The 22,768-nt window shown below is 61.6% G+C and carries 20 protein-coding genes and 1 riboswitch; of the genes, 16 read left to right on the top strand and 4 right to left on the bottom strand.

The features are described from left to right. The first annotated feature begins 132 nt into the window (after positions 1-132). From RLW55_RS00775 to cbiB, 6 genes are all read left to right on the top strand, one after another. The gene (locus tag RLW55_RS00775) at positions 133-1,095 is read left to right on the top strand and encodes an ABC transporter ATP-binding protein (RefSeq protein WP_409562291.1); all 963 of its coding nucleotides are present in this window, start codon (positions 133-135) and stop codon (positions 1,093-1,095) included. Then, positions 1,088-1,834 carry an ABC transporter permease subunit gene (locus RLW55_RS00770; RefSeq protein WP_013946322.1) on the top strand — a complete coding sequence of 249 codons (747 nt, stop codon included), beginning with the start codon at positions 1,088-1,090 and terminating at the stop codon, positions 1,832-1,834. The genes RLW55_RS00775 and RLW55_RS00770 overlap by 8 nt, the downstream gene beginning before the upstream one ends. A 9-nt stretch (positions 1,835-1,843) precedes the next feature. Then, positions 1,844-3,874 carry a GldG family protein gene (locus RLW55_RS00765; protein WP_423415325.1) on the top strand — a complete coding sequence of 677 codons (2,031 nt, stop codon included), beginning with the start codon at positions 1,844-1,846 and terminating at the stop codon, positions 3,872-3,874. A 12-nt stretch (positions 3,875-3,886) separates the two neighbouring features. Beyond that, the gene (locus RLW55_RS00760) at positions 3,887-4,903 is read left to right on the top strand and encodes a DUF4340 domain-containing protein (RefSeq protein ID WP_414461865.1); all 1,017 of its coding nucleotides are present in this window, start codon (positions 3,887-3,889) and stop codon (positions 4,901-4,903) included. A gap of 117 nt (positions 4,904-5,020) precedes the next feature. Further along, complete coding sequence (gene cobA / locus RLW55_RS00755; RefSeq protein WP_423415324.1) at positions 5,021-6,520, top strand: uroporphyrinogen-III C-methyltransferase; 1,500 nt, start codon at positions 5,021-5,023, stop codon at positions 6,518-6,520. A gap of 41 nt (positions 6,521-6,561) precedes the next feature. Further along, positions 6,562-7,536, top strand: coding sequence for an adenosylcobinamide-phosphate synthase CbiB (gene cbiB, locus RLW55_RS00750; protein WP_423415323.1), 975 nt, complete (start codon positions 6,562-6,564; stop codon positions 7,534-7,536). Here cbiB and RLW55_RS00745 read toward each other — a convergent pair. The 3 genes from RLW55_RS00745 to cobU are packed head-to-tail and all read right to left on the bottom strand — an operon-like array spanning position 7,520 to position 10,140. Beyond that, positions 7,520-8,992: a cobyric acid synthase gene (locus RLW55_RS00745; protein ID WP_423415322.1), complete on the bottom strand. Its 1,473-nt coding sequence runs from the start codon at positions 8,990-8,992 to the stop codon at positions 7,520-7,522. The genes cbiB and RLW55_RS00745 overlap by 17 nt on opposite strands. Next, positions 8,992-9,612, bottom strand: a complete 621-nt coding sequence (gene cobO, locus RLW55_RS00740) for a cob(I)yrinic acid a,c-diamide adenosyltransferase (protein ID WP_423415321.1) — start codon at positions 9,610-9,612, stop codon at positions 8,992-8,994. Before cobO ends, RLW55_RS00745 begins: the two co-directional genes overlap by 1 nt. Before the next feature lie 3 nt (positions 9,613-9,615). Beyond that, positions 9,616-10,140 (bottom strand): bifunctional adenosylcobinamide kinase/adenosylcobinamide-phosphate guanylyltransferase, encoded by a 525-nt coding sequence (gene cobU, locus RLW55_RS00735; RefSeq protein WP_423415320.1) that lies wholly within the window; start codon positions 10,138-10,140, stop codon positions 9,616-9,618. Between the two features lie 60 nt (positions 10,141-10,200). After that, positions 10,201-10,385, top strand: a riboswitch (cobalamin riboswitch). Positions 10,386-10,495: 110 nt separating this feature from the next. Between cobU and cobW the strand changes: the two genes are divergently transcribed. The 6 genes from cobW to cobJ are packed head-to-tail and all read left to right on the top strand — an operon-like array spanning position 10,496 to position 18,185. Next, on the top strand, positions 10,496-11,533 hold the full coding sequence (gene cobW, locus RLW55_RS00730; RefSeq protein ID WP_414461871.1) for a cobalamin biosynthesis protein CobW: 1,038 nt from the start codon (positions 10,496-10,498) through the stop codon (positions 11,531-11,533). After that, the gene (gene cobN / locus RLW55_RS00725; protein WP_423416441.1) at positions 11,533-14,799 is read left to right on the top strand and encodes a cobaltochelatase subunit CobN; all 3,267 of its coding nucleotides are present in this window, start codon (positions 11,533-11,535) and stop codon (positions 14,797-14,799) included. Before cobW ends, cobN begins: the two co-directional genes overlap by 1 nt. Then, on the top strand, positions 14,796-16,064 hold the full coding sequence (cobG, locus tag RLW55_RS00720) for a precorrin-3B synthase (protein ID WP_423415319.1): 1,269 nt from the start codon (positions 14,796-14,798) through the stop codon (positions 16,062-16,064). Before cobN ends, cobG begins: the two co-directional genes overlap by 4 nt. Then, positions 16,061-16,690: a precorrin-8X methylmutase gene (locus RLW55_RS00715; protein WP_423415318.1), complete on the top strand. Its 630-nt coding sequence runs from the start codon at positions 16,061-16,063 to the stop codon at positions 16,688-16,690. Before cobG ends, RLW55_RS00715 begins: the two co-directional genes overlap by 4 nt. Continuing rightward, on the top strand, positions 16,687-17,430 hold the full coding sequence (locus RLW55_RS00710) for a precorrin-2 C(20)-methyltransferase (RefSeq protein ID WP_423415317.1): 744 nt from the start codon (positions 16,687-16,689) through the stop codon (positions 17,428-17,430). Before RLW55_RS00715 ends, RLW55_RS00710 begins: the two co-directional genes overlap by 4 nt. Continuing rightward, complete coding sequence (gene cobJ / locus RLW55_RS00705) at positions 17,427-18,185, top strand: precorrin-3B C(17)-methyltransferase (protein ID WP_423415316.1); 759 nt, start codon at positions 17,427-17,429, stop codon at positions 18,183-18,185. Before RLW55_RS00710 ends, cobJ begins: the two co-directional genes overlap by 4 nt. On the opposite strand, the gene RLW55_RS00700 is transcribed toward cobJ, so the two are convergent. After that, entirely contained in the window at positions 18,155-18,943 is a 789-nt protein-coding gene (locus RLW55_RS00700) for a cobalt-precorrin-6A reductase (protein WP_423415315.1), read from the bottom strand. The genes cobJ and RLW55_RS00700 overlap by 31 nt on opposite strands. Before the next feature lie 14 nt (positions 18,944-18,957). Between RLW55_RS00700 and cbiE the strand changes: the two genes are divergently transcribed. Genes cbiE through RLW55_RS00680 form a run of 4 tightly spaced genes read left to right on the top strand, consistent with a single transcriptional unit; the run spans position 18,958 to position 22,641 of the window. Further along, positions 18,958-20,181 carry a precorrin-6y C5,15-methyltransferase (decarboxylating) subunit CbiE gene (cbiE, locus tag RLW55_RS00695; RefSeq protein ID WP_423415314.1) on the top strand — a complete coding sequence of 408 codons (1,224 nt, stop codon included), beginning with the start codon at positions 18,958-18,960 and terminating at the stop codon, positions 20,179-20,181. Beyond that, positions 20,178-20,564 (top strand): cobalamin biosynthesis protein, encoded by a 387-nt coding sequence (locus RLW55_RS00690; protein ID WP_409562306.1) that lies wholly within the window; start codon positions 20,178-20,180, stop codon positions 20,562-20,564. Before cbiE ends, RLW55_RS00690 begins: the two co-directional genes overlap by 4 nt. Beyond that, complete coding sequence (gene cobM / locus RLW55_RS00685) at positions 20,561-21,322, top strand: precorrin-4 C(11)-methyltransferase (protein ID WP_423415313.1); 762 nt, start codon at positions 20,561-20,563, stop codon at positions 21,320-21,322. Before RLW55_RS00690 ends, cobM begins: the two co-directional genes overlap by 4 nt. Then, a complete protein-coding gene (locus RLW55_RS00680) occupies positions 21,319-22,641 on the top strand; it encodes a cobyrinate a,c-diamide synthase (RefSeq protein ID WP_423415312.1) in 1,323 nt (440 codons plus the stop codon). Before cobM ends, RLW55_RS00680 begins: the two co-directional genes overlap by 4 nt. Positions 22,642-22,768: the final 127 nt, after the last annotated feature.

Raw genomic sequence — 22,768 nt, 5'->3', positions numbered from 1 at the left:
ACGGCGGGAACATCAGGTAATAGGCCGTTTTTGCTGTCTAAAATTTAAGGATATCAAACTTGACCCCTTGGACGGTTGGCGTCATTCAGCGTTTTCGACTAACGCGCCTTTACCTCACCCAAGGGGACCTCAATGACGGACCTGATCGAAGCCGTCGGACTCGAAAAACAGTTTGGCGAGATCAAAGCCGTTGATGGCATATCGCTCAAAGTTGCAAAGGGCGAAGTTTTAGGATTTCTCGGACCGAACGGCGCCGGTAAGTCCACGACGATGAAGATGATCACCGGCTTTCTCGAACCGGATGCCGGACGGGCCGCAATCTGCGGCGTCGACGTTTTCGAAAATCCGAAAAAAGCCAAAGCACTGTTCGGTTACGTACCGGAAGGGGCGCCGTCCTACGCCGAAATGACGCCGCGCAGTTTTCTCACATTTATCGCGGAAATTCGCGGTTATCGCGGTGTGGAGCTTACGACCCGTATCAATCGCGCGGTCGAGCGTGCGGGTCTCGGTACCGTTTTCGATCAGGTGATCGACACGCTGTCGAAAGGTTATAAACGGCGCGTCGGCCTCGCGCAGGCCATTTTGCATGATCCGCCCGTGCTGATCATGGACGAGCCGACGGACGGTCTCGATCCGAATCAAAAGCATCACGTTCGCGAGTTGATCAGCGATATGTCTTCGGACAAGGCGATCATCATCTCGACTCATATTCTCGAAGAGGTTGAGGCTGTCTGCTCGCGGGCGATCGTCATCAATCGGGGGCACATCGTCGCCGACGGTACGGCCGACGATCTGATGCAGCGGATGCATTATCACGGCGCGGTATCGCTCAAGGTCATTGCCGAGCGCGGGGACGCCGCGATCAAAGTGCTGTCGAGCGCGAGCAGCGTTGCGAAGGTCGAGACGCTCGGTAAGCCGAACGGCCATTTTCTGCTTCGCGCGATCCCGAAGCAGAAGGAGATGGCCGCGGCCGAGGTGGCGGCGCTGCTTCGCGCGCAGAACATTCCGGTCGATGAGCTTTATGTAGAGCGCGGCCGCCTCGACGATGTCTTCCGACAGATCACCATGCCTGAAGACGGAGGCTCAAATGGTTGAGACTTTCGATAACGCTTGGATTATTGCCAAGCGTGAACTTCGCGGATATTTCGCGACGCCGCTGGCGCTCGTGTTTCTGACGGTCTTCGTAGCCCTGACCGGTGCGCTGACGTTCTATGTCGGCAATTTCTTCGAGCGCGGGCAAGCCGATCTGTTTCCGTTCTTCGCCTATCATCCGTGGCTTTATCTGCTGCTCGTGCCTGCGGTGGCGATGCGGCTTTGGGCGGAAGAGCGCAAGACCGGCACCATCGAACTCTTGATGACTTTGCCGATTACGCCGCTTGAAGCGATCCTCGGCAAATTTCTTGCGGCATGGGCGTTTATCGGCCTCGCGCTGGTGTTGACGTTTCCGATCTGGATTACGGTCAACATTCTTGGTGATCCGGACAATGGTGTCATTCTAACGAGCTACATCGGCAGCTTTCTGATGGCAGGTGCGTTTCTGGCGATCGGCTCGTTCGTTTCGACGCTGACGAAGAACCAGGTCATCGCCTTTATCGTCGCGTCGCTCATCTGCTTCCTGTTCACGATGAGCGGCTTGGAGATGGTGCAGAGCGGGTTGAGGGCTTGGACGCCGGCGTTCTTCGCGTCTGCCGTTTCGTCGATGAGTTTCCTTTCGCATTTCGAGCAGATCACGCGTGGTGTTCTCGATTTACCGACACTCATCTTCTTCTTCTCGATGATCGTTTTCTGGCTGTTCGCGACGGTGATCGCGATCGACCAGAAGAAAGCGCAGTGAGGTTTGGCCATGTCGAACGGGTTTGGACCCGTCGCCGGCGCATTGAAAGCGACGGTGGCTTATTTCTCGTCATTCAAGAGATCGACGCTTGCCTGGGGCGGATTGGCGCTTGGCGCTGTTATCCTACTGTCGGTCAACCTTTCCTCGACGATCGGTCTCAAGGCGTGGAGCGCCGACCTTACGCAAGATCGACTATTCACGATTTCGGACGGCACGCGTCAGATCCTGAAGTCGATCGACGAGCCGATCACGGCGCGGCTCTATTTTTCGAAAAACCTTGCCGACGCCTCGCCTGATATCGTGCGCTATTTCGATCGTGTACGTGAGTTGTTCGAGCGCTATCGCGATATCTCGGGCGGCAAGCTGCAGCTTACTATCCTTGATCCCGAACCGTTCTCTGATGCGGAAGACAAAGCTGTCGAAGGGGGCCTTAGAGGGCTTCGCCTCAATGCGGATGGCGACGTTGGATATTTCGGCCTCGTCGCGACAAACGCGACGGATAATCAGCAGGTCATTCCGTTCTTCGATCCGAGCCGCGAGTCGTATCTCGAATATGATGTCACGAAGCTTATTTACTCGCTTGCCAATCCGAAGAAGCGCACCGTCGGCTTGATGACGTCGCTGCCTCTCGACGGCGGCAAGTCGCCGATGCGGCAGCAACAGACGCAGCCGTGGCTGATGATGGGGCAGATCCGCGAGTTCTTCGACGTCAAACCCATCGACCAGGATGTGAAGGAAATTCCGGCCGGTCTGGACGTATTGATGGTGGCGCAGCCGACGAAGCTGACGCCGGATGCCGCTTACGCCATCGATCAATTCGCGCTGAAAGGCGGCAAAGTCTTGATCTTCACCGATCCGGTTTCGGATACGGCGGAGATGCAACTTCTGCAGAACCAGGGCAATGGCGAGAAGGAGTTGACGAAACTTCTCGCTGGCTGGGGTGTAAACTACGACGGATCGAAGGTTGCGACGGACATCAAGCACGCGAGGCGCGTACAGTTCCAAAACCCACAGACGGGGCAGCCTGCGGTCACCGACTTTGTCGCGTGGCTTGGGCTCGACAGATCAAGCATCAATCCGAAAGACGTGCTGTCGGCGGGCATTGATCAGATCAACGTCGCGTCGGCAGGCTTCTTGAGCAAGAAAGACGGCGCGACGGTCGACTTCTCTCCCATTCTGGAGACAAGCGACAGTGCCGAGGCTGTCAACGTGAAGGATGTCGGCTATGGCGCCGATCCGCTTGCTCTGTTGCGCAATTACGTTTCCGGCGGTCACAAGCTCGTGCTTGCAGCGCGCCTTTCGGGCGACGTGATGTCGGCGTTCCCGGACGGTCCGCCAAAAGCCGCGGATGCAGCGGCCAAGAAAGACGAGAAAGATAAGTCTGCTGGTAAAGCCGGTACTTCAACGGCGGATGCGGCGAAAAAGGATGCAGTACCCGCCGCGGCTTCGGACACCGCCAAAAGCGACCAAGTCAAATCGGGCAAGATCAACGTCATCGTCGTTGCCGATACGGACATTCTGGCGGATCAGTTCTGGGTGAACAACAGCCTCGGGCAGGACGTCGCCATTCCAACGGCGCACAACGCTGCGTTTGTTGTCGGGGCGCTTGAAAATCTTTCCGGCAGTAATGCGCTCATCGCGCTGCGCGGGCGCGGCGTCAAAGACCGGCCGTTCACGCTGGTCGAAGATCTGCGCCGGGGCGCAGAGCAGAAATTCCGTGCGAAGGAAGAAGCGCTGGAAGACAAGCTGAAGACCACGCAAGCGGAGCTGCAGAAAATTCAAGCCTCGGGGAATGGCGGCAGCGCGATCCTTTCCGATAAGGAACAGGAGACCGTCGAGAAGTTCCGCGGCGAGATGGTCGATACGCGGCGTGAACTCCGCAATGTCAAACTCGCGCTTCGCCAGGACATTGATAACCTCGGCGGCTGGCTGAAGTTCGCGAACATCGCTCTCGTGCCGTTGATGCTCGGCATGGCGGCAGTCGGCGTGTCGTGGCAACGGACACGCCAGCGCCGCAAGACACCGAAGAACGAACGCTGAGGAGGACGCGCGATGAAGCCCAAGACCTTCGTAGCTCTGCTCGGTGCAGCTATTCTTTCGCTGGCGGTTGCGGTGACGGCATTCGTGTCGTCGCGGCCTTGGTCGCCGACCGCCATCATCCACGGCGAAGCGGCACTGCCGGCGCTCACTCCAGCGGAAAATAAAGTCGCGGTGATCGAAGTCGAGCAAGGCGGCAATACGATCAAGCTTGCGCTGAAGGACGGCAAGTGGGTGGTCGCGAGCCAGCAAGATTACCCGGCGAATGTCGAAGCCGTCCGCAAGCTGCTGCTCAATGCGTCGGAAGCATCGCTCGTCGAACGTAAGACGGCGAAGAAGGATATGCTGCCTATTCTCGGTCTCGGCGATCCGAAAACAAGCTCGTCGCGGCTGATCCGGTTTCTCGATGCGAGCGGACACGCCATTGGCGAGATCGTGGCCGGCAATAGTAAGGCGGATGCGTTCGGAACCAACAAGAACGGCACATATGTTCGCAAGCCGGGGACCGATCAGAGCTGGCTCGCAGACCGGCCGATCGATGCGTCAGCCAAGCTCAGCGATTGGGTGAAGACGCGCGTCGTCGATATTCCGACGAATTCGATCAAGACGGCGTCGATCGAAGTTGCGGGGCAACCGGCCTATCAGATCGATTCGGAGAAGGACGGTTCGCATAAGCTGGCGCAGATGCCGGCCGGCAAGAAGCTGAAGTATGTGAACTCGGTCGATGAGATCATCGAGTCCGCAAGTTATGTCGACTTCCAAGGTGTGCGTAAGGCGGACAAATCCGAGACGCTGCCGGACGCTGGGAAGGTGTCCTACGAAACCGACAAGGGCTTAAAAATTCAACTCGACGTCAAGTCGGACGGCAAGCAGGCCTGGGTCATTGTCACGCCTTCAGGCACTGGCGACGCTAAGAAGCAGGCCGATGATATCGCGGCGCTGACGACCGGTTGGGAATTTAAGATTCCGGTGGCGAAGGTGTCGGGCCTGCTTAAGAAACAAGACGATCTGTTGGAAAATACAGGGTCATAACGCCGTAACGCCGCAGGTTTCGGGCCGGAAAGCCGAGCGCTTGCGCGGCGGGCGTCGAATGGTGCTATAGGTCGGGATTGCCGCAACGGCATTTCTGACCGAACGCATTTATTCACCATGACCAACCGCAAGACCAGCGACCACAATCAGCAGCAGGACGGCCGGGCTTCGCTCGAGCAACTCGTCCGCTGGCGCCGCGATGTCCGCCGTTTCCGGCCGAACCCGGTTCCTGACGAGCTGATCGACCGCCTTCTGCGCCTTGCAGATCTGGCGCCGTCGGTCGGCAACAGCCAGCCGTGGCGCATCGTCAACGTGCGTTCGGCCGAGACGCGCTCAACCATCATCAAGAATTTCCAAGTGGCACGGGACCGGTCGGCGGAAGCCTACGTCGGGGATCAGGCCGATCTTTATAACCGGCTCAAGCTCTCCGGCTTTGATGCCGCGCCGGTGCATCTCGCGGTGTTTTGCGACAGGAGCGCTTTGCAAGGCCACGGTCTCGGCCGGCAGACGATGCCCGAGACGCTCGATCATTCGTGTGCGTGCATGGTGACGGTGCTGTGGCTTGCGGCACGCGAGGCGGGACTTGGGTTGGGCTGGGTGTCGATCATCGATCCGGCGGAGGTTTCAAAGGCGCTCGATGCACCTGCCGACTGGAAGCTCGTCGGCTATCTTCTGCTCGGCTGGCCGGAGGAAGAGCATCTCGATCCGGAGCTGCAACGTTACGGTTGGCAGCCGCGCACGCCGTTCGAGACCCGCTATTTTGAAGCCGGATCGATAGCGGAGCGGGCCAGCGTGCAAGCTGACGAGCCAAAGGCATCCGACGTGCCAATGGGAACGGTTACATTGGTTGGTGCCGGTCCGGGCGATCCGGAGCTTTTGACGTTGAAGGCGCTGAAGGCGCTGCAATCCGCCGATGCCGTGCTGTTCGACGATCTTGTGGCCAAGCCGATCCTCGAATTCGTCCGGCCCGGCGCGCGGATGATCGACGTCGGCAAGCGCGGCTATCGCACATCCTGCAAGCAGCCGGACATCAACGCGACGATGGTTTCGCTGGCGCGCGAGGGCCTCAAGGTGATCCGCCTCAAATCTGGCGATCCGCTGATTTTCGGGCGCGCGGGAGAGGAGATCGAGGCCTGCCGCAGCGCGGGCATTCCGATCAGCATCGTGCCGGGTGTGACGTCGGCGCAGGGTGCGGCCGCCAGCCTCAAAGTTTCGCTGACGAACCGCGATCACGCGCGGCGGCTGCAGTTCATCACGGCGCATGATCGTCGCGGACATCTGCCGGAAGATATCGATTGGAGCGCAGTTGCCGACAGCGCGGCGACGACGGTCATCTACATGCCAAAGCGCACGCTTGCGGAACTGACCGACGTGGCACTGGTGCACGGCCTCGATCCCAATACGCCGACGATTGCGGTTGCGAATGCGACGCGACCGGACGAGCAGGTTTTCATAGCGACCGTCGCGACCATCGCGGCTGAGCTTCATGCGGCGCATCCGGACGGTCCGGTGCTTGTGATGGTCGGAGAAGCGCTGCGCTACGCGACTGTTCGCGATGTCTCGGAGCAGGCCGATGCTATCGTTGCGGCGCTCGATGCCATGCCGGGGCAGTCATGATGACGTGGCGTGCTCTGCACGTCCTGCCCGCATAGCCGCCCGTGACAGCCGCACAAACGCTCTTCGTCCTTGTCGGCGCTCTCGCGCTTGAGGCCACGTTCGGATATCCGGACTGGCTTTATCAGCGTATTGGGCATCCCGTATCGTGGATCGGGCGATTCATTTCCTTTCTCGATAAAAAGCTCAATCGGGAAACCGACAGCTCGCAAGTCAGGCGCAACAAGGGCGTGTTGGCGCTCGGCATTCTTATCGTCATTACCGGTGTCATCGCCTGGGCGTTGGAGCAGTACTTCGATCACGTTGCCTTCGGGGCGTTTTTCATAGCGCTCTTGGCGTCTATGCTGATTGCGAGCAGGAGTCTTTACACGCACGTCGAAGATGTGGCCCGTGCGCTTGATCAATATGGTTTGGACGATGCGCGACAAGCGGTCGGCCGCATTGTCGGGCGCAATCCGAAAACGCTCGATGCGCACGGCGTGGCGCGGGCGGCTATCGAAAGCCTTGCTGAAAATGCCTCCGACGGCATCGTGGCACCGGTGTTCTGGTTTGCGATCTTGGGGCTGCCGGGCCTTGTCGTTTACAAGGCCATCAACACGGCTGACAGCATGATAGGGCATCGGACGCCGCGGCATGAGGCGTTCGGGTGGGCGTCAGCGCGTCTTGATGATTTCGTCAATCTTCCTGCTTCGCGATTGACAGCCCTGCTGCTGGCGCTGGCGAGCATCTTCACGCCGGGTGCGTCGGTGGCGGGAACGCTCGAAGCTGTGGCCCGCGATGCATCGAAGCATCGTTCGCCGAACGCGGGCTGGCCGGAGAGCGCGCTCGCGGGCGCACTCGGGCTGAAGCTCAACGGTCCGAAGGTCTACGGCGAGACGCGCGTTGAAGATGCCTACATGGGCGACGGCAAGCGCGATGCAACAGCAGAAGATATTCGCGCTGCGCTGCGGCTGACGACGACGGCTTGGGGCGTCATGGTCGGCAGTCTGCTGCTCATCGCAATCATCTTGCCAGGCTGAGGAGCTCTTCGATTGCGATGTGTTGGGCGAGGTGCTCGGCAAAGCGATCGAGGATGGCGTCGATTTCTGTATCGTAGCTGAGCGCAGATGTTTCCATGCCCAAAGAGGCCAGAAAGGTCCGGCGTGCAGCGTCCGACGCAAATAGGCCGTGAATGTAGCATCCCGAGACGCGGCCGTCTGGCGAGGTGGCGCCATCGAGGTGGCCGTCGGGGAAGGTCACCATGGGGCGCGCGGTGTCTGGCCCAGTCGTTTTGCCGACGTGCATTTCATAGCCTTCAAACGGCGCTATGGAACCCGTAAGCGTGCCGGAAACGCGCTCTAGCGTTTTCTCGGTGCCGAACTCGGTTTCGATATCGAGAAGGCCGAGGCCATCGACGGCGCGCGGCGGGCCTTCGATGCCGTTCGGATCGGCGATGCGTTTCCCAAGCATCTGATAGCCACCACACAGCCCGAGCACACGGCCGCCGCGGCGAACATGCGCTTTGATGTCGATGTCCCAGCCTGCGGCGCGCAAGGCTGTTAGGTCATCAATGGTTGTCTTCGAGCCCGGCAGTAGAACGAGATCGGCGTGTACCGGAATCGGCTGACCGGGTTCGATCAGTTCGACGATGACGCCAGGTTCGTTGCGTAGCGGATCGAGGTCGTCGAAATTCGAGATGCGCGGCAGCAACGGCACAGCGATGCTCAGTTTCGTTTCACCGCCGGACTTCGATGTTTTCATGAGGTCGCGCAATCCGAGCGCGTCTTCGGCAGGCAGCTTGGGAGCGTCGGGGAAGAACGGCACGAGGCCGAGCGGCGTCCAGCCGGACAGATTGGCAATCGCCGTCATGCCATCGGTGAAGAGCGTCGGGTCGCCGCGCATCTTGTTGATGATGAAGCCGCGGATCATGGCCGCGTCGTCGGGATCGAGGACGTGGCGTGTGCCGACGACGCTGGCGATGACGCCGCCGCGATCGATGTCGCCGATCAGTACGACCGGAACGTCGGCGGCGCGTGCGAAGCCGAGATTGGCGATGTCGTTGGCGCGGAGATTGATCTCGGACGCACTGCCTGCCCCTTCGACGAGAACGAGATCAGCGTTCGCTCTGAGGTGCGCGAAGCTGTCGAGAACGGCAGGCAGAAGCTCTTTCTTTTTCGATTGAAAATCGCGCGCTTTCGCCGAGCCGCGCATTTTGCCTTGTACGACGATCTGCGCGCCGGTTTCGGTCTCGGGCTTCAGCAGCACCGGGTTCATGTGCACGGATGGCGCAACGCGCGCGGCTCGCGCTTGCAATGCCTGGGCGCGGCCGATTTCGCCGCCGTCGGCCGTGACCGCGGCATTATTCGACATGTTCTGGGGCTTGAACGGAACGACGCGAACCCCGCGGTTGGAGAAAAAACGGCAAAGCCCGGCGACGATCAGCGATTTGCCAACGTCGGAGCCGGTGCCTGAGAACATCAACGCGCGCGCAGGCATCAGAATTCGATGCCTTCCTGAGCTTTGATGCCGGCGGCGAAATGATGCTTCACGGCGCCCATTTCCGTCACACCATCCGCGAGCGCAATCAATTCCGGCTTGGCATTGCGGCCTGTGACGACGACATGAAGATTGGGCCGCCGCTTGCGGAGCGTTTCGAGCACGTCATCGAGCGGCAGATAATCGTAACGCAGTGCGATGTTGAGTTCGTCGAGAATGAGCAGACGAATGGATGGATCGTCCATCAGTTCTTTTGCCTTCGCCCAGGCGCGCGTGGCAGCGGCAATGTCGCGGGCCTTGTCTTGCGTTTCCCAGGTGAAGCCTTCGCCCATCGTGTGCCAGGAGATCTGATCGCCGAAGCGTTCAAGCGCGTCGCGTTCGCCGGTCTTCCACGCGCCTTTGATGAACTGGACGACGCCGACGCGCCAGCCGTGTCCAAGCGCGCGCAGCACGAGGCCGAATGCGGCCGTCGATTTGCCTTTGCCGGGGCCGGTGTGGACGAGCAGCACGCCTTTTTCGATCTGTTTCGAGGCGACCTCGGCATCCTGCACGGCTTTGCGCTTTGCCATCTTGGCTTTGTGACGCTCGGCGTCGTCGACCGTGGTGGGATTGTTGCTCACGGCTCAGCCTTTCAATGTCAGCGGCAGTCCGGCGGCGACGAAAATGACCTTGTCGGCGGCGGCTGCGATCTTCTGATTGAGGCGGCCGGCTTCGTCGCGAAAGGCGCGGGCGAGCGCGTTGTCCGGCACGATACCGAGGCCGACCTCATTCGAGACCATCACACAGGGCGCGACGCGTTTGGCGACGGCGGCCAGCAATGCGTCGCTTGCCTCCGGAACGGGGCGGTTGGCGTGCATCAGATTGGAGGTCCAGAGCGTCAGGCAATCGACCAGAGAGGGAAGCTCTGCAACGCGGTTGGCCAGCACGTCGGCGATTTCGAGGGGCGATTCGTGATCGACCCATCCCGCGCCGCGGCGGCTCTTGTGGTGCTTGACGCGGCTGTGCATTTCGTCGTCGAACGCTTCCGCCGTGGCGACATAAGCCCAAGGCCCGGGAATGCCTGTCAAAAGGCGCTCCGCGTAAGCGCTTTTGCCGGACCGGGCGCCCCCGAGGATGAGGGTCAGCTGCGGGAGGTGCAAAGTCGTCATTATAAACTTTCGGTCGTGCCGCAGAGGCCGCTATTGCGATTGACGTAAGATGTGGGCTCACTTATCGATTGGGACGACGGTCCCTCGCAAGAGGGTTCAAAAGGGAATGCGGTATTTACTCCGCAGCTGCCCCCGCAACTGTGCGCGGTGAGCATAGGCGAGAACGCCACTGGGCAACAGCCCGGGAAGGTCGCCTAATGCCAAGACCCGCGAGCCAGGAGACCTGCCGTCAACGAGATTTCCAACTTATCGCCGGTGGGGCGAGAAAGGTTAAGATGCACTTCAGAATATCCCGCGCGCTATACCGCGCGTCTGGCCGGTCTTCCGAAAATTCAATGTCTGTGGAGGCGGGGCAATGAGCACGCGCAAGGTCCCCGTCACGATCGTCACCGGCTTTTTGGGAGCGGGCAAAACGACACTCGTTCGCCATGCCGTTGAGAACGCGCAAGGCCGTCGCTTGGCGCTGATCGTCAACGAATTCGGCGATGTCGGCGTGGACGGGACGATCCTCCGGTCGTGCGGCGTTGAGAATTGCCCGGAAGAAAACATTATCGAGCTGACGAACGGCTGCCTGTGTTGCACCGTCGCTGACGATTTCATTCCGACGCTTGAAGCGCTTTTGGCGCGCGAGCCCGCGCCGGAGCACATCATTATCGAGACGTCAGGCCTCGCGCTGCCGAAGCCGCTGGTCAAAGCCTTCGAGTGGCCGGATATCCGTAATCGTGTGACGGTTGATGGCGTGGTGACGGTCGTCGATGCCCCGGCCGTGCGCGCCGGTCGCTTCGCCGACGATCCGGTGAAGGTCGCGGCGCAGCGCGAAGCAGATCCGTCCGTCGATCATGAAAATCCGCTGGAAGAGGTTTACGAGGATCAGCTGCTCTGCGCCGACCTCGTCGTGCTCAACAAGTGCGATCATCTTTCGCCGGAAGACGCGACTTTGATCGCGCAAGACATTCGCAGCATGGTGCCGCGGGCAATCAAGATCGTGGCAACGCAAAATGGGGTCGTTCCGACAGATGTGCTGCTCGGCATTTCGGCAGCTGCGGAAGATGATCTCGCCGCTCGACCTTCGCATCACGATGCCGAACCGGAACACGATCACGACGATTTCGAGACGTTCATCGTCGAAGTGCCGGAGCTATCGTCGCCCGACGATCTTGCGCAGCGCGCAAAAGCGATCGCCAACGATCATGACGTGCTGCGTGTAAAGGGCTTCGCGGCCATTGGCGGGAAGCCAATGCGGCTCCTTTTGCAAGGGGTCGGCGAGCGGATCGACACGCGTTACGAACGTGCATGGCAATCGGGCGAGGCGCGGGTGGGCCGGCTGGTCGTCATCGGTCAGAAGGGGCTTGATCGCGACGGCATCACTCGGACCCTGACGGGCGCTGCATGATGCATATCGTCGTTCGCGAGAGCCGGGAACTTGACGAGGCCGCTGCGCCTCAAGACCTCGGACTCGCACCGGCCGATATCGTTTTTCTGTCGTTCTCCGATTCCGACCTTGCGATGGCGGCGGCTGCGTTTCGCGGCACCGAGAGCACGCAACCGAGTGTGCGGATCGCAAACCTCAACGCCTTGCGCCACCCGATGTCGGTCGATCTGTTTGCCGACGCGACGCTGAAAGGTTCGAAGGCCGTGCTCGTGCGCCTGCTGGGCGGCCTCGACTATTGGCGGTATGGCGGCGAGCAACTCGGGCGGCGCTGCCGCGAACTGGGAATCACACTTGCTATCGTGCCAGGCGACGGGCGACCGGACATTCGACTCTCGGCGTTGTCGACGCTTGGTCCGGATGAGCTGGCGCGGCTTGAGGCTCTGCTCGATGTTGGCGGCATTGAGAATACACGCATGGCTTTGCTGGCGACGCTCGGCAAACGCGACGCGCGTGGAGAAATTGCATCGCCGCGAGAGATTCCGAATTTCGGCGTCTATCGGGAAAGCGCGCAAACCGACGATGCGCTCGGGGCGACTGCCGTTGTTTTCTATCGCTCACATTTGCTCGCGGGCGATGTTGCGCCAGTCGATGCTTTGGTGGACGCGCTTGAAGATCGCGGCTTGGCAGTGGCGGCGCTCTACGTTCCAAGCCTGAAGGCAGCGGATGCCGCGGCTTGGCTTCAGGATGAGCTGCAACGTCTCCGGCCGAGCGTCATCGTCAATGCGACGGCGTTTGCCTCACGCGACGGCGCGGATGCCTCGCCGCTCGACGTTGCGGATTGTCCGGTCTTGCAGGTCGCGCTCGCCAATTCAACGTTTACGCTTTGGGGGAAGTCGCAGCGCGGCCTCAGTGCTGCTGACCTTGCGATGCACGTCGTTTTGCCGGAGCTCGACGGACGGTTGTTTGCGGGCGTCGTATCGTTCAAGGAAGCGGATACGCTGGGGACGGAACTCGGCGTGTCGTTGCTGCGCCATGTGCCTTATAAGCCAAGCGTTTCGCATGTTGCCGAGCTTGCCGCGCGTTGGGCGAAGCTTCGTTCAGCCTCGCGCCATGATCTTCGCATTGGTCTGTTGCTCTCGACGTATCCGGGGCGGCCGGATCAGATCGCGCACGCGGTTGGACTTGATGGCCTTGAGAGCGCGTGCAGGATCGCGTCGCATCTCGAAGACGCGGGTTATGACGTCGCCTATCGTCCGTCGGACAGTCGCGATCTTGTGGCGCGACTCGATCCAGCACAGGCAATCGGGTGGCAGCTTGATGCTTACCGTTCAGCATTCGATGCGCTGCCAGAAGCCTTTAAAGAAAGCGTCGTCAGCGCCTGGGGACCGCCAGAAGATGATGACGCACTCGTTGCTAACACGTTCCGCTTTCGTGTCGCGCCGTGCGGAAGTCTTTTGATTGGACTGCAGCCGGAACGCGGGCAGGCGCTTGACCGGAAGGCGCAGTATCACGATCCGGCGACACCGCCACGGCACAGCTATGTCGCGTTCTATCTCTGGCTAAGACACGTCGCAAAGATCGACGCGCTTATTCATCTCGGCGCGCACGGCACGCTCGAATGGCTGCCGGGCAAGGCCGTTGCGGGCAGCGAAACGTGTGCGCCGCGCGCGCTGGTTGGTCCTACGCCGATGATCTATCCGTTCATCGTCAATGATCCCGGCGAAGCGGCGCAGGCGAAGCGGCGGCTATCTGCCGTGACGCTCGGACATAAGCCGCCGCCGATGACGGATGCCGGTCTGTCGGGGCCGTTGAGTGAGGTTGAACGGCTGGTCGATGAATTCGCGTCGGCGGAAGGTCTTGATCCGAGGCGGCGCAAGGTTCTGTCGGATCAGATCGTCGATGCCGCCATTCGTGCCGGAATTGCGGCCCAGTGCGGCCTCGATGCGGGCATGGCGGCGAGCGAAGCGTTGACGCGCATCGACGCCTTTCTGTGCGATGTGAAAGAGCTGTCGATCCGCGACGGGCTACATATTCTCGATAAGGGGGAGCTTGAAGCGATCACGCGGGCGCTTGCTGGAAAATTCATCGCGCCGGGTCCTGCTGGAGCGCCGAGCCGAGGGCGATCTGATGTACTGCCGACAGGACGCAATCTTTTCAGCGTCGATCCGCGCAGCGTGCCGACCGCAACGGCGTGGGCGAACGGCAAGCGTGCGGCGAAAGCTATCCTCGATCGCTATCTCTCCGATCATGGCGAATGGCCCCGCGCGATCGTGCTCGATCTTTGGGGCAGCGCTACGCTCCGTACTGGCGGCGAGGAACTCGCAACCGCGCTGGCGCTGCTTGGCGTCCGCCCCGTCTGGGATCAGCGCTCCTATCGCGTGACGGGCGTCGAGACCGAGGCATTGGCGGAGCTTGGCCGTCCGCGTGTTGACGTGACACTGCGGATCTCAGGACTTTTCCGCGATATGTTCGGAGCGCAACTTGCGTTGTTTGATAGCGCCGTCGCGCTCGTTGCCAGTCTTGAAGAAGATGTCGGCGATAATCCGCTGCGCCAGGCCTCGTCGTCCGAAGCAAAGCTCGATCGCATTTTCGGACCGGCTGGCGGCAGCTTCGGTGCCGGCGTAATGCAGCACATCGACCGCGGCGACTGGAGCGAGCGTGACGATCTTGGGCGGTCGTATCTCGCCAGCACACTGTCGGCGTATCGCGGCGATGGCTCGGAAGCGACGAGCGCGGGCTTCGAAAGACGCGTGAAATCGGCAGACGCCTTCGTGCATGTGCAGGATCACAGCGAGATTGATTTGCTAACCGGCGGTGACTTTGCGGCACACGAAGGTGGGTTCGCGGCTGCCGCTGCTTCTCTCGGAAACGATCGCGTAGCGCTTTATCATGGCGATACGGCAATGCCAGATGCGCCGCGCGTTCGCACGCTGCAGGAAGAATGTGCCCGCGTGATTCATGGGCGCGCTGCGAACATCCGCTGGATCGAGGGCCAGATGCGTCACGGCTTCCGCGGCGGCGCGGAGATGGCGCAGAGCGTTGACGCGGCATTCGCCTTCGCGGCGACGGCGCGGGCCGTCGACAACGGCGGCTTCGAGCGGCTCTACGAGGCATATCTCGGTGACCCAGTGGTCGCAGCATTTCTCGCGCGCGAGAACCCCGACGCAATCGCGGCAATGCGGCGCCGGTTCGAGGAGGCGATTGCGCGCGGGCTTTGGCAGCCGCGACGCAACGATATCGGCGAACTCGCAAACAAAGACGGTTCATCGCGCGAGGCAGCGGAATGACGTCGGCGGATCATTTGAGGAAAGGCTGGTGCCCAGGCGCGCATCGTCCGATGCGTTCGGGCGACGGGCTTCTGGTGCGTGTGCGTCCGCGCGCGGGCGCTCTTTCGCTCAGTTCGTTGCGAGCCATCGGTGCGATCGCCGCTCAGTTTGGGTCCGGCGATATTGATTTGACTAATCGCGGCAATCTGCAGATCAGAGGCGTGAGTGACGGCGCATTCGCAGTGCTTCTCGGTGCGCTGGATACGGCAGGTTTGCTGGATCCGTCTGCGGACGCGGAGGCCGTGCGCAACGTCGTCGTCGATCCGTTGAGCGGGCTTGATCCGCGGCGCGCGGATATTTGCGATCTCGCGGCAGCGTTGGAGACGGTCCTACTGCGAGATGCGCGCTTATGGTCTCTGCCCGGAAAATTCGGTTTCAGTTTTTCAGGCGTGGCGACGCCGCGCATCGGCGGACGCAGCGCGGATATCATGATGTCCGTGCGCGATGATTGTTTCTCAATCGTGCTCGATGGTGCGATTGGGATGGGCTGCGAAGTTGCGCGCGGAGAGGTCGTCGATGCCATGCATCGTCTGGCGCTGGCGTTTATCGAGCTGAAGGCAAATGACGCGAGTTTTCGGCGTATGCGCGACGCGGTTGCTCAGTTCGGCGTCGCAAGGGTATTTGCAATGGCAGGTTTGCCGCTTCCGACGCCCCTGGGTGAAGCGGCTGCAGACAGTGTGCCTGTGGGATTGTTGCAGCGGAACGACAGCGTGTTCGGAGCTGGCGTCGGTTTTCCCTTCGGGCGGATTACTGCTGATCAGCTTGCCGCGCTTTGCGATCACGCGACAGTGGCGGGCGCTGAAGACGTTCGCACAAGCCCAGAACGCGTGCTCGTCTTTCCACTGCAGGATGCGATGCATGCGCACGAATTGCTTCGGGACGCCAATGCCGCAGGACTGATCGTGCAAGAAGACGATATACGGCTCGCGATGGATGTCTGTCCGGGCTCGCCTGGGTGCAAAAATGCACGCGCCAATACGCGGCGGGACGCGCAGCGCTTTGCCGACACGTTTGAGGGTTCGCTGCACGGCTGCTCGCTGCATATTTCCGGATGCGAGAAGGGGTGCGCGCGGCGGACGGAAGCACGTTTGACACTCGTCGGCCGTGGCGGCCGGTACGATATCATCAGAGACGGTTCAGCGGATTCGATGCGCGTACACGATACGATCAATGCTGACGACATGAGCACGACGATTTCGCGCTTGATCCTGGAGCCCGTAGTATGACGGTACAAGACTACATTCGCGACGGAGCGGCGATATACGCGCGCTCGTTCGCGATCATCCGGGCAGAGGCCGATCTCGCCGGATTGTCACCGGTCGAGGAGCGCGTCGCGGTGCGGATCATCCACGCCTGCGGCATGGTCGAGGTAGCCCGCGATATTGTGATGTCACCGACGTTTGCGCGCGGTGCTGAGGCGGCGCTCAAAGCGGGGGCCCCGATCCTCTGCGATTCGATGATGGTCGCAGATGGCATCACGCGTGCGCGCCTTCCGGCGAAGAATGACGTCGTCTGCACGCTGCGCGATCCGCGCGTACCTGAGATCGCGGCACAGATCGGCAATACGCGCACGGCCGCTGCCATGGAGCTTTGGCGGTCGAAGCTTGCGGGCTCCGTCGTTGTTGTCGGCAATGCTCCGACGGCGCTGTTCCGGCTGTTCGAAATGCTCGATGCGGGCGCGCCAAAACCTGCGGCTGTCATCGGCATGCCGGTTGGCTTCGTCGGTGCGGCCGAATCGAAGGAGGCGCTGGCGGCTGATGGGCGCGTTCCATTTGCAATCGTCAAAGGCCGCAAAGGCGGAAGCGCGATGGCTGCAGCAGCGGTCAATGCGCTCGCAAGCGAGGCCGAATGAGCGAGGTTAAATCCGGCACGTTGTTCGGCGTCGGGCTGGGGCCTGGCGATCCGGAGCTGATGACGCTCAAGGCGGTGCGCGTCCTGAGTTCAGCGCCGGTCGTTGCGCATTTCCGCAAGGCGGGACGCACGGGACACGCGCGAACCATTGCGAATGCTCATATCCGCACCGATGTTGTCGAGGCGGCGTTCGAATATCCGGTGACGACCGAGATCGATTTCCGAGAAGATGGGTACGTTTCGGCGATCCGCGATTTCTACGAAGAGAGCGCGGCGGCGATTGTCGCTCATCTCGAAGGCGGTAGAGATGTGGCGTTGCTATGCGAGGGCGATCCGTTTTTCTACGGATCGTTTCTGCACATGTATGATCGCATCAAGGCTGCACATCAGGTGATGGTCATCCCTGGGATCACGGGAATGTCGGGATGCTGGACGGCGGCGCAGGCGCCGATCACCTACGGTGACGACGTCATGACAGTGTTGCCGGGTACGCTCGATGAAGAGGCGCTGACGAAACACCTTGGCGTTGCCGACGCGGCCGTGATCATGAAGGTTGGCCACAACATCGAGAAGATCAAACGGGCGCTGAGCGCGGCGGGTCGTTTCGACGATGCAATTTATGTAGAGCGCGGAACGATGCCGGGCGAGCGCGTCGCGAAGCTGTCTGACCTCGGAGAGTGCGCGGTTCCCTATTTCTCAATTGTCCTGCTTCCGGGCGGACGAGGACGGCGCATCGCATGAACGGACAGTTGACTATCGTGGGGCTTGGGCCCGGTCCGAAAGGTTGGGTGACGCCTGCGGCGACCGATGTCGTCGGCGGGGCGGATGTCATTCTGGGGTACGCGCCCTATGTTAATCGTTTGACGCCGCGGGCCGGCCAGATTTTGGAGGCTTCCGACAATCGCGAGGAGTTGGCGCGGGCGGAACGTGCGCTCGAACTTGCCGCGAGCGGACGTCGCGTTGCGATCGTGTCGGGTGGAGATCCGGGCGTCTTTGCCATGGCGGCGGCGGTTTACGAGGCCGTCGAGAAAAATCCGGCGGCTGCAGACGGCGTCGATATTCGTGTCGAGCCCGGCGTTACCGCGATGCTGGCGGCGGCGGCGCGGATCGGGGCGCCGCTGGGGCACGATTTCTGCGCCATTTCGTTGTCCGATAATTTGAAATCTTGGGCGACGATCGAGAAGCGTCTGCGTCTTGCGGCCGAAGCTGATTTCGTTATTGCGCTCTACAACCCGGCATCGAAGGCGAGGCCGCAGCAGATCAGGTCGGCGTTCGAGATTTTGGGTGACGTGTTGCCTGCTGAAACGCTCGTCGTGTTCGCGCGCGCGGTTGGACGCCCAGATGAAGAGATCGATATCGCGACGTTAGCAACCGCGACCGACATGGCGTGCGATATGCGCACGCTCGTGATGATTGGATCGCGTGCGACGCGGACCGTGCAGGCGAGCGATGGGCGCGCGTGGGTTTATACGCCGAGGTCGGAGCGCGACCGATGATGGGTTGCGATCCAGGTCAGCGCCTCGTCTGCGGAGGACACCTTCGTGCGATCTGGGATCGCCGGCCGGCGAACCATGTGGACCGCAATGCCGAGCTGGCGCGCAGCTTCAATCTTGGCATAAGCGGCACTGCCGCCTGCATTCTTCGCCAGCACGTAGCGGATGTCATAGTCCGCGAACAGCCGGGCATCCTCGCCCGTTCGGAACGGTCCACGCGCGGCGATGAGTTCGGAGTTGATCAGCTCACAGGGCAGCTCGAGCGGATCGACGACGCGGATCAGATAACGATGCAGCGGCGCGCGACAGAGCGCGTCGATGGCCTGGCGTCCCAAACCCGAAAAGACGTCTTGAGGCTCAGTGGGAAGAGCGGCAATCGCGGCATCGATGCTGTCGTGCTCAATCCAGTTGTCACCTTCGACCGGCGTCCAGGCCGGGCGTTCGATGGCGAGCAGCGGAATGTTGGTGGCCGCCGCGGCCGCCACGGCGTTGGCGCTTATCTGCGCCGCGAAAGGGTGCGTGGCGTCGATCAGCAGGTCAATCTTTTCCTGGCGCAGGTAAGCGGCAAGTCCGTCGCTGCCGCCGAAACCGCCAACGCGTGTCGGAAGCCTGCTTGCTGCGGGATTAACTGTTCGTCCGGCGAGCGAAAGCCTCGCTTCGATGTTGTCGGCCGTCGAAAGACGGTCGGCGAGCGTTGCCGCTTCGGTTGTGCCGCCGAGGAGCAGGATGCGCAGCGTCGTCGTCATGATCGCTTTTGTCATGTGAGCGCAATGCCATGAGCGGACGCTGGTTGTCCATCATCGGAATCGGCGAAGACGGGCGTTCGGGGTTGAGCGCGGCGGCGCTTCGCCTCGTCGATGGAGCTGATCTTATCATCGGCGGGCGTCGACATCTTGATTTGATTGGCGACACGCGCGGCGAAAAAGCGGAATGGGAAAAACCGCTCGAAGCTACTGCCACGACGATCCTGGCGCGGCGCGGTTCGCCGGTTGTGGTGCTCGTTTCCGGCGATCCGTTCTGGTTTGGTGCTGGCGCGACGCTCGCGCGGTCCATTCCGCTTGATGAGATGCTGGTGGTGCCGTCGCCGTCGAGCTTTTCAATTGCGGCAGCGCGGCTCGGCTGGCCGCTGCAAGAGGTGACAACGCTCGGTCTCAATATGCCTGGGTACACGCCTCTCGTCCGTCGCCATGTGCATCATGGGCGCCGCATTCTCGCGTTGGCGCTGAATAGCACTACAGCAGGCGAAGTCGCGGCATTGCTGACGACGGCTGGGTTTGGACACAGCGAGATGATCGTGATGGAGGCGCTTGGCGGCAGCCGCGAGCGCATCCGACGGGCGACCGCCGATACTTTTGATTTTACGAGCGTCGATCCTTTGAACATCATCGGCATCAACGTGGTCGCCGGGCCGGATGCGCAGGCGATCCCCTTCACGAGCGGGTTGCCTGACAGCTATTTCGAGAATGACGGACAGTTGACGAAACGTGAAGTCCGCTCGGTTACGCTGTCGTCGCTGAGACCTGGAGCGGGCGAATTGCTGTGGGACGTCGGCGCAGGAAGCGGTTCGATCGGGATCGAGTGGATGCTCGCACATCCGTCGAACCGGGCGATCGGCATCGAGCGTGATGAAGCGCGCGCGGCACGGGCTATGCGCAACGCGGTCGCGCTGGGTGTACCGCATCTTGGGATCGAGATTGGAGCGGCACCGGATGCGCTTCGAGAATTGGCGGAGCCGGATGCCATTTTCATTGGCTGCGGCACGGCGGGAGGCGCGGTTATCGAAGCGTGCTGGGCGGCGCTGAAGCCGGGCGGGAGGATCGTCGCAAATGCCGTCACGATTGAATCCGAGCTTGGCCTGCTCGCTGCCTATCATGGCCATGGTGGAACGTTGACGCGCTTGAGCGTTGAACGCGCCGAGCCGGTCGGATCGCGCACGACGTGGCGTCCGGCATTGCCGATCATGCAGTGGGTGGCGCAAAAGCCTGCAGGTGCCTCATGATCGCGATCGGCATCGGTGCCAATAGCCGTGCGGAGCAGCGAGACTTTGCAGCGGCTTTGAATGATGCGCGGCAGCGCGCGGGAGGCGCTGACGTAGTTGCAACGTCTGAGGCAGCGGCTTTTGCCTCTCATGTGCGGGAGGCGGCGCAACAGGCGTCGCTTGCCTATCGTGCCGTTACGATTGACAGCATGCGCGCACGAAATGGGGACTGTCTGACGCGCTCCGAGCGATCGCTTTCGCTGTTCGGCGTTGCCTCGATCGCGGAAGCGGCGGCCCTCGCCGGTGCTGGGCCTGGATCGCGGTTGATCGCGCCGCGGCGGACAGTCGGTCATGTCACGATTGCGGCGGCGCAATCGGCGGACGAACGGGAGCAGGGGACATGACCGTGCATTTCATCGGTGCGGGTCCGGGAGCCGCCGATCTCATCACCGTTCGTGGGCGCGATCTCATCGCAAAATGTCCGGTCTGCCTTTACGCCGGATCGCTTGTGCCTCAAGCGCTGCTGACGCATTGCCCGCCCGGCGCCGAGATCGTCGATACGGCTCCGATGACGCTCGACGAAATCATGGCGCGTATCGAGTTGGCGACGCGCGAAGGCAAGGACGTCGCGCGACTGCATTCGGGCGATCTCTCGATCTGGAGTGCACTCGGCGAGCAGTTGCGGCGGCTCGACCAACTCGGGATCTCCTATACGATTACCCCCGGCGTGCCGTCGTTTGCGGCTGCTGCGTCGGTGCTTGGTCGGGAGCTGACGTTACCTGAAGTGGCGCAATCCGTTGTGTTGACGCGCACGTCGGGGCGGGCGTCGTCGATGCCGGAAACGGAGCAGCTCGAAGCTTTTGCCGCAACGCGCGCGACGCTGGCGGTACATCTTTCCATTCATGCGATTGCGGATGTCGTGCGCCGTTTGCTGCCCTTCTACGGCCCCGATTGTCCGGCGGCCGTCGTCTATCGCGCGACGTGGCCGGACGAGCAGGTTATTCGCGGCACGCTTGGGACGATTGCGGCTAAGACAGCCGAAGCAGGTCCGGAGCGCACGGCGTTGATCCTGGTCGGCGACGCGTTGGGGCGGGACGATTTTCGCGAGAGCGCACTTTACAGCGTCGATTATCGGCGTCGGTTCCGAGGCGGGGTGTCATGAGCGAAGCTCGGACGCTGCCGCCCGGCATTATGATCGCGGCGCCGCGTTCGGGCTCCGGCAAGACGACGGTGACGCTCGGCCTGCTGCGGGCTTTGCAGCGGCGCGGGCTGCGGGTGCAGCCGTTCAAGTGCGGGCCGGATTACATCGACCCAGCTTTTCATGCCGTCGCAGCAGGGCGGTCGTCGTACAATGTCGATAGCTGGGCAATGCGGCCGGATCATGCCGCGTACATCCTATCGGATGCGTCGCAAGGCGCCGATATCGTCGTTTGCGAGGCGTTGATGGGGCTGTTCGATGGGGTGTCGCGGCCGGGTCTTTGGGGCAACGGCGCCAGTGCCGATATCGCTGCCGCCACGGGATGGCCTGTCGTGCTCGTCCTCGATATCTCGGGCCAATCGCAGACTGCTGCTGCGGTGGCGCGAGGATTTCAGGGCTATCGCGATGGCGTGACAATCGCGGCAGTGATTTTGAATAGGGCAGGCAGCCCGCGCCACATTCGCTTTGCGACGGACGCGCTCGAACGCGTCGGATTGCCGGTCGCAGGTGCACTGCCGCGCGAAACGGGTGTCGTGCTGCCCCAGCGGCACCTGGGTCTTGTCCAGGCCGAGGAGACGGCGGAACTGGACAGCCGTCTCGATGCGCTGGCGGATTTCATCGAAGCACATGTCGATCTCGATAAGATCATGGGCTGCGCATTTCGCGGACGTATGGAAGCGGGTGAGCCAAGGCCGGTGCCGCCGCCTGGACAACGAATTGCACTCGCCCGCGATGCGGCCTTCTCATTTGTTTATCCGCACGTGCTGGCGGGCTGGCGGTCCGCAGGTGCCGAGATCCTGCCCTTTTCACCGCTCGCGGACGAAGCGCCCGACGCGAGTGCCGACGTGGTCTGGCTACCCGGCGGGTATCCGGAGCTGCACGCGGGGGCGATCGCGAGTGCCCGGCGGTTTAAGGCAGCGATTTTCGAATTTGCCCAGTCACGTCCCGTTCATGGAGAGTGTGGTGGGTACATGGTGCTCGGCGCGGGATTGATAGATGCTGACGGCGAGCGGCACGAGATGCTCGGCCTTTTGGGGTTGGAAACATCTTTTGCAGTGCGAAAAATGAACCTCGGGTATCGACGAGCGGAACTCGTCGCGCCGTGCCCTTTGGGGGCTCCGGGCGATATCCTGATGGGGCACGAGTTTCATTATTCGCGCGTTCTTGCGTCTCCGGACGCGCCGCTTTTCAAACTGGAGAATTCCGACGGAGAAGCGCTGCAAAATGGGGGGAGCCGCCGCGGCTTTGCAACGGGATCCTTTTTTCACTTTATCGATAGATAGGCTACCGTTTCGCGGTCGTGTCGGGCTATATTTTCCGGTGAAGCTGCGCACCTCGGAATTCGCGCAATTCAATAGGTTACCGCGGGGGCGGAACTTTTCGGATCGTCATGCATTTAGGTCTGGAAGG

The organism is Hyphomicrobium sp. B1, assembly GCF_049532635.1.
In the GTDB taxonomy this organism is placed as follows: domain Bacteria; phylum Pseudomonadota; class Alphaproteobacteria; order Rhizobiales; family Hyphomicrobiaceae; genus Hyphomicrobium_B.
Note: the sequence above shows the minus strand (reverse complement) of the source record. Positions and strands in the feature narration are given on the sequence as shown.

Bases quoted from the DNA above. Each gene is read 5' to 3' on its own strand.
- RLW55_RS00775 (WP_409562291.1), top strand. From the start codon at position 133: ATGACGGACCTGATCGAAGCCGTCGGACTCGAAAAACAGTTTGGCGAG.
- RLW55_RS00770 (WP_013946322.1), top strand. From the start codon at position 1,088: ATGGTTGAGACTTTCGATAACGCTTGGATTATTGCCAAGCGTGAACTT.
- RLW55_RS00765 (WP_423415325.1), top strand. From the start codon at position 1,844: ATGTCGAACGGGTTTGGACCCGTCGCCGGCGCATTGAAAGCGACGGTG.
- RLW55_RS00760 (WP_414461865.1), top strand. From the start codon at position 3,887: ATGAAGCCCAAGACCTTCGTAGCTCTGCTCGGTGCAGCTATTCTTTCG.
- cobA (WP_423415324.1), top strand. From the start codon at position 5,021: ATGACCAACCGCAAGACCAGCGACCACAATCAGCAGCAGGACGGCCGG.
- RLW55_RS00745 (WP_423415322.1), bottom strand. From the start codon at position 8,992: ATGCCTGCGCGCGCGTTGATGTTCTCAGGCACCGGCTCCGACGTTGGC.
- cobU (WP_423415320.1), bottom strand. From the start codon at position 10,140: ATGACGACTTTGCACCTCCCGCAGCTGACCCTCATCCTCGGGGGCGCC.
- cobW (WP_414461871.1), top strand. From the start codon at position 10,496: ATGAGCACGCGCAAGGTCCCCGTCACGATCGTCACCGGCTTTTTGGGA.
- cobN (WP_423416441.1), top strand. From the start codon at position 11,533: ATGCATATCGTCGTTCGCGAGAGCCGGGAACTTGACGAGGCCGCTGCG.
- cobG (WP_423415319.1), top strand. From the start codon at position 14,796: ATGACGTCGGCGGATCATTTGAGGAAAGGCTGGTGCCCAGGCGCGCAT.
- RLW55_RS00715 (WP_423415318.1), top strand. From the start codon at position 16,061: ATGACGGTACAAGACTACATTCGCGACGGAGCGGCGATATACGCGCGC.
- RLW55_RS00710 (WP_423415317.1), top strand. From the start codon at position 16,687: ATGAGCGAGGTTAAATCCGGCACGTTGTTCGGCGTCGGGCTGGGGCCT.
- cobJ (WP_423415316.1), top strand. From the start codon at position 17,427: ATGAACGGACAGTTGACTATCGTGGGGCTTGGGCCCGGTCCGAAAGGT.
- RLW55_RS00700 (WP_423415315.1), bottom strand. From the start codon at position 18,943: ATGACAAAAGCGATCATGACGACGACGCTGCGCATCCTGCTCCTCGGC.
- cbiE (WP_423415314.1), top strand. From the start codon at position 18,958: ATGAGCGGACGCTGGTTGTCCATCATCGGAATCGGCGAAGACGGGCGT.
- RLW55_RS00690 (WP_409562306.1), top strand. From the start codon at position 20,178: ATGATCGCGATCGGCATCGGTGCCAATAGCCGTGCGGAGCAGCGAGAC.
- cobM (WP_423415313.1), top strand. From the start codon at position 20,561: ATGACCGTGCATTTCATCGGTGCGGGTCCGGGAGCCGCCGATCTCATC.
- RLW55_RS00680 (WP_423415312.1), top strand. From the start codon at position 21,319: ATGAGCGAAGCTCGGACGCTGCCGCCCGGCATTATGATCGCGGCGCCG.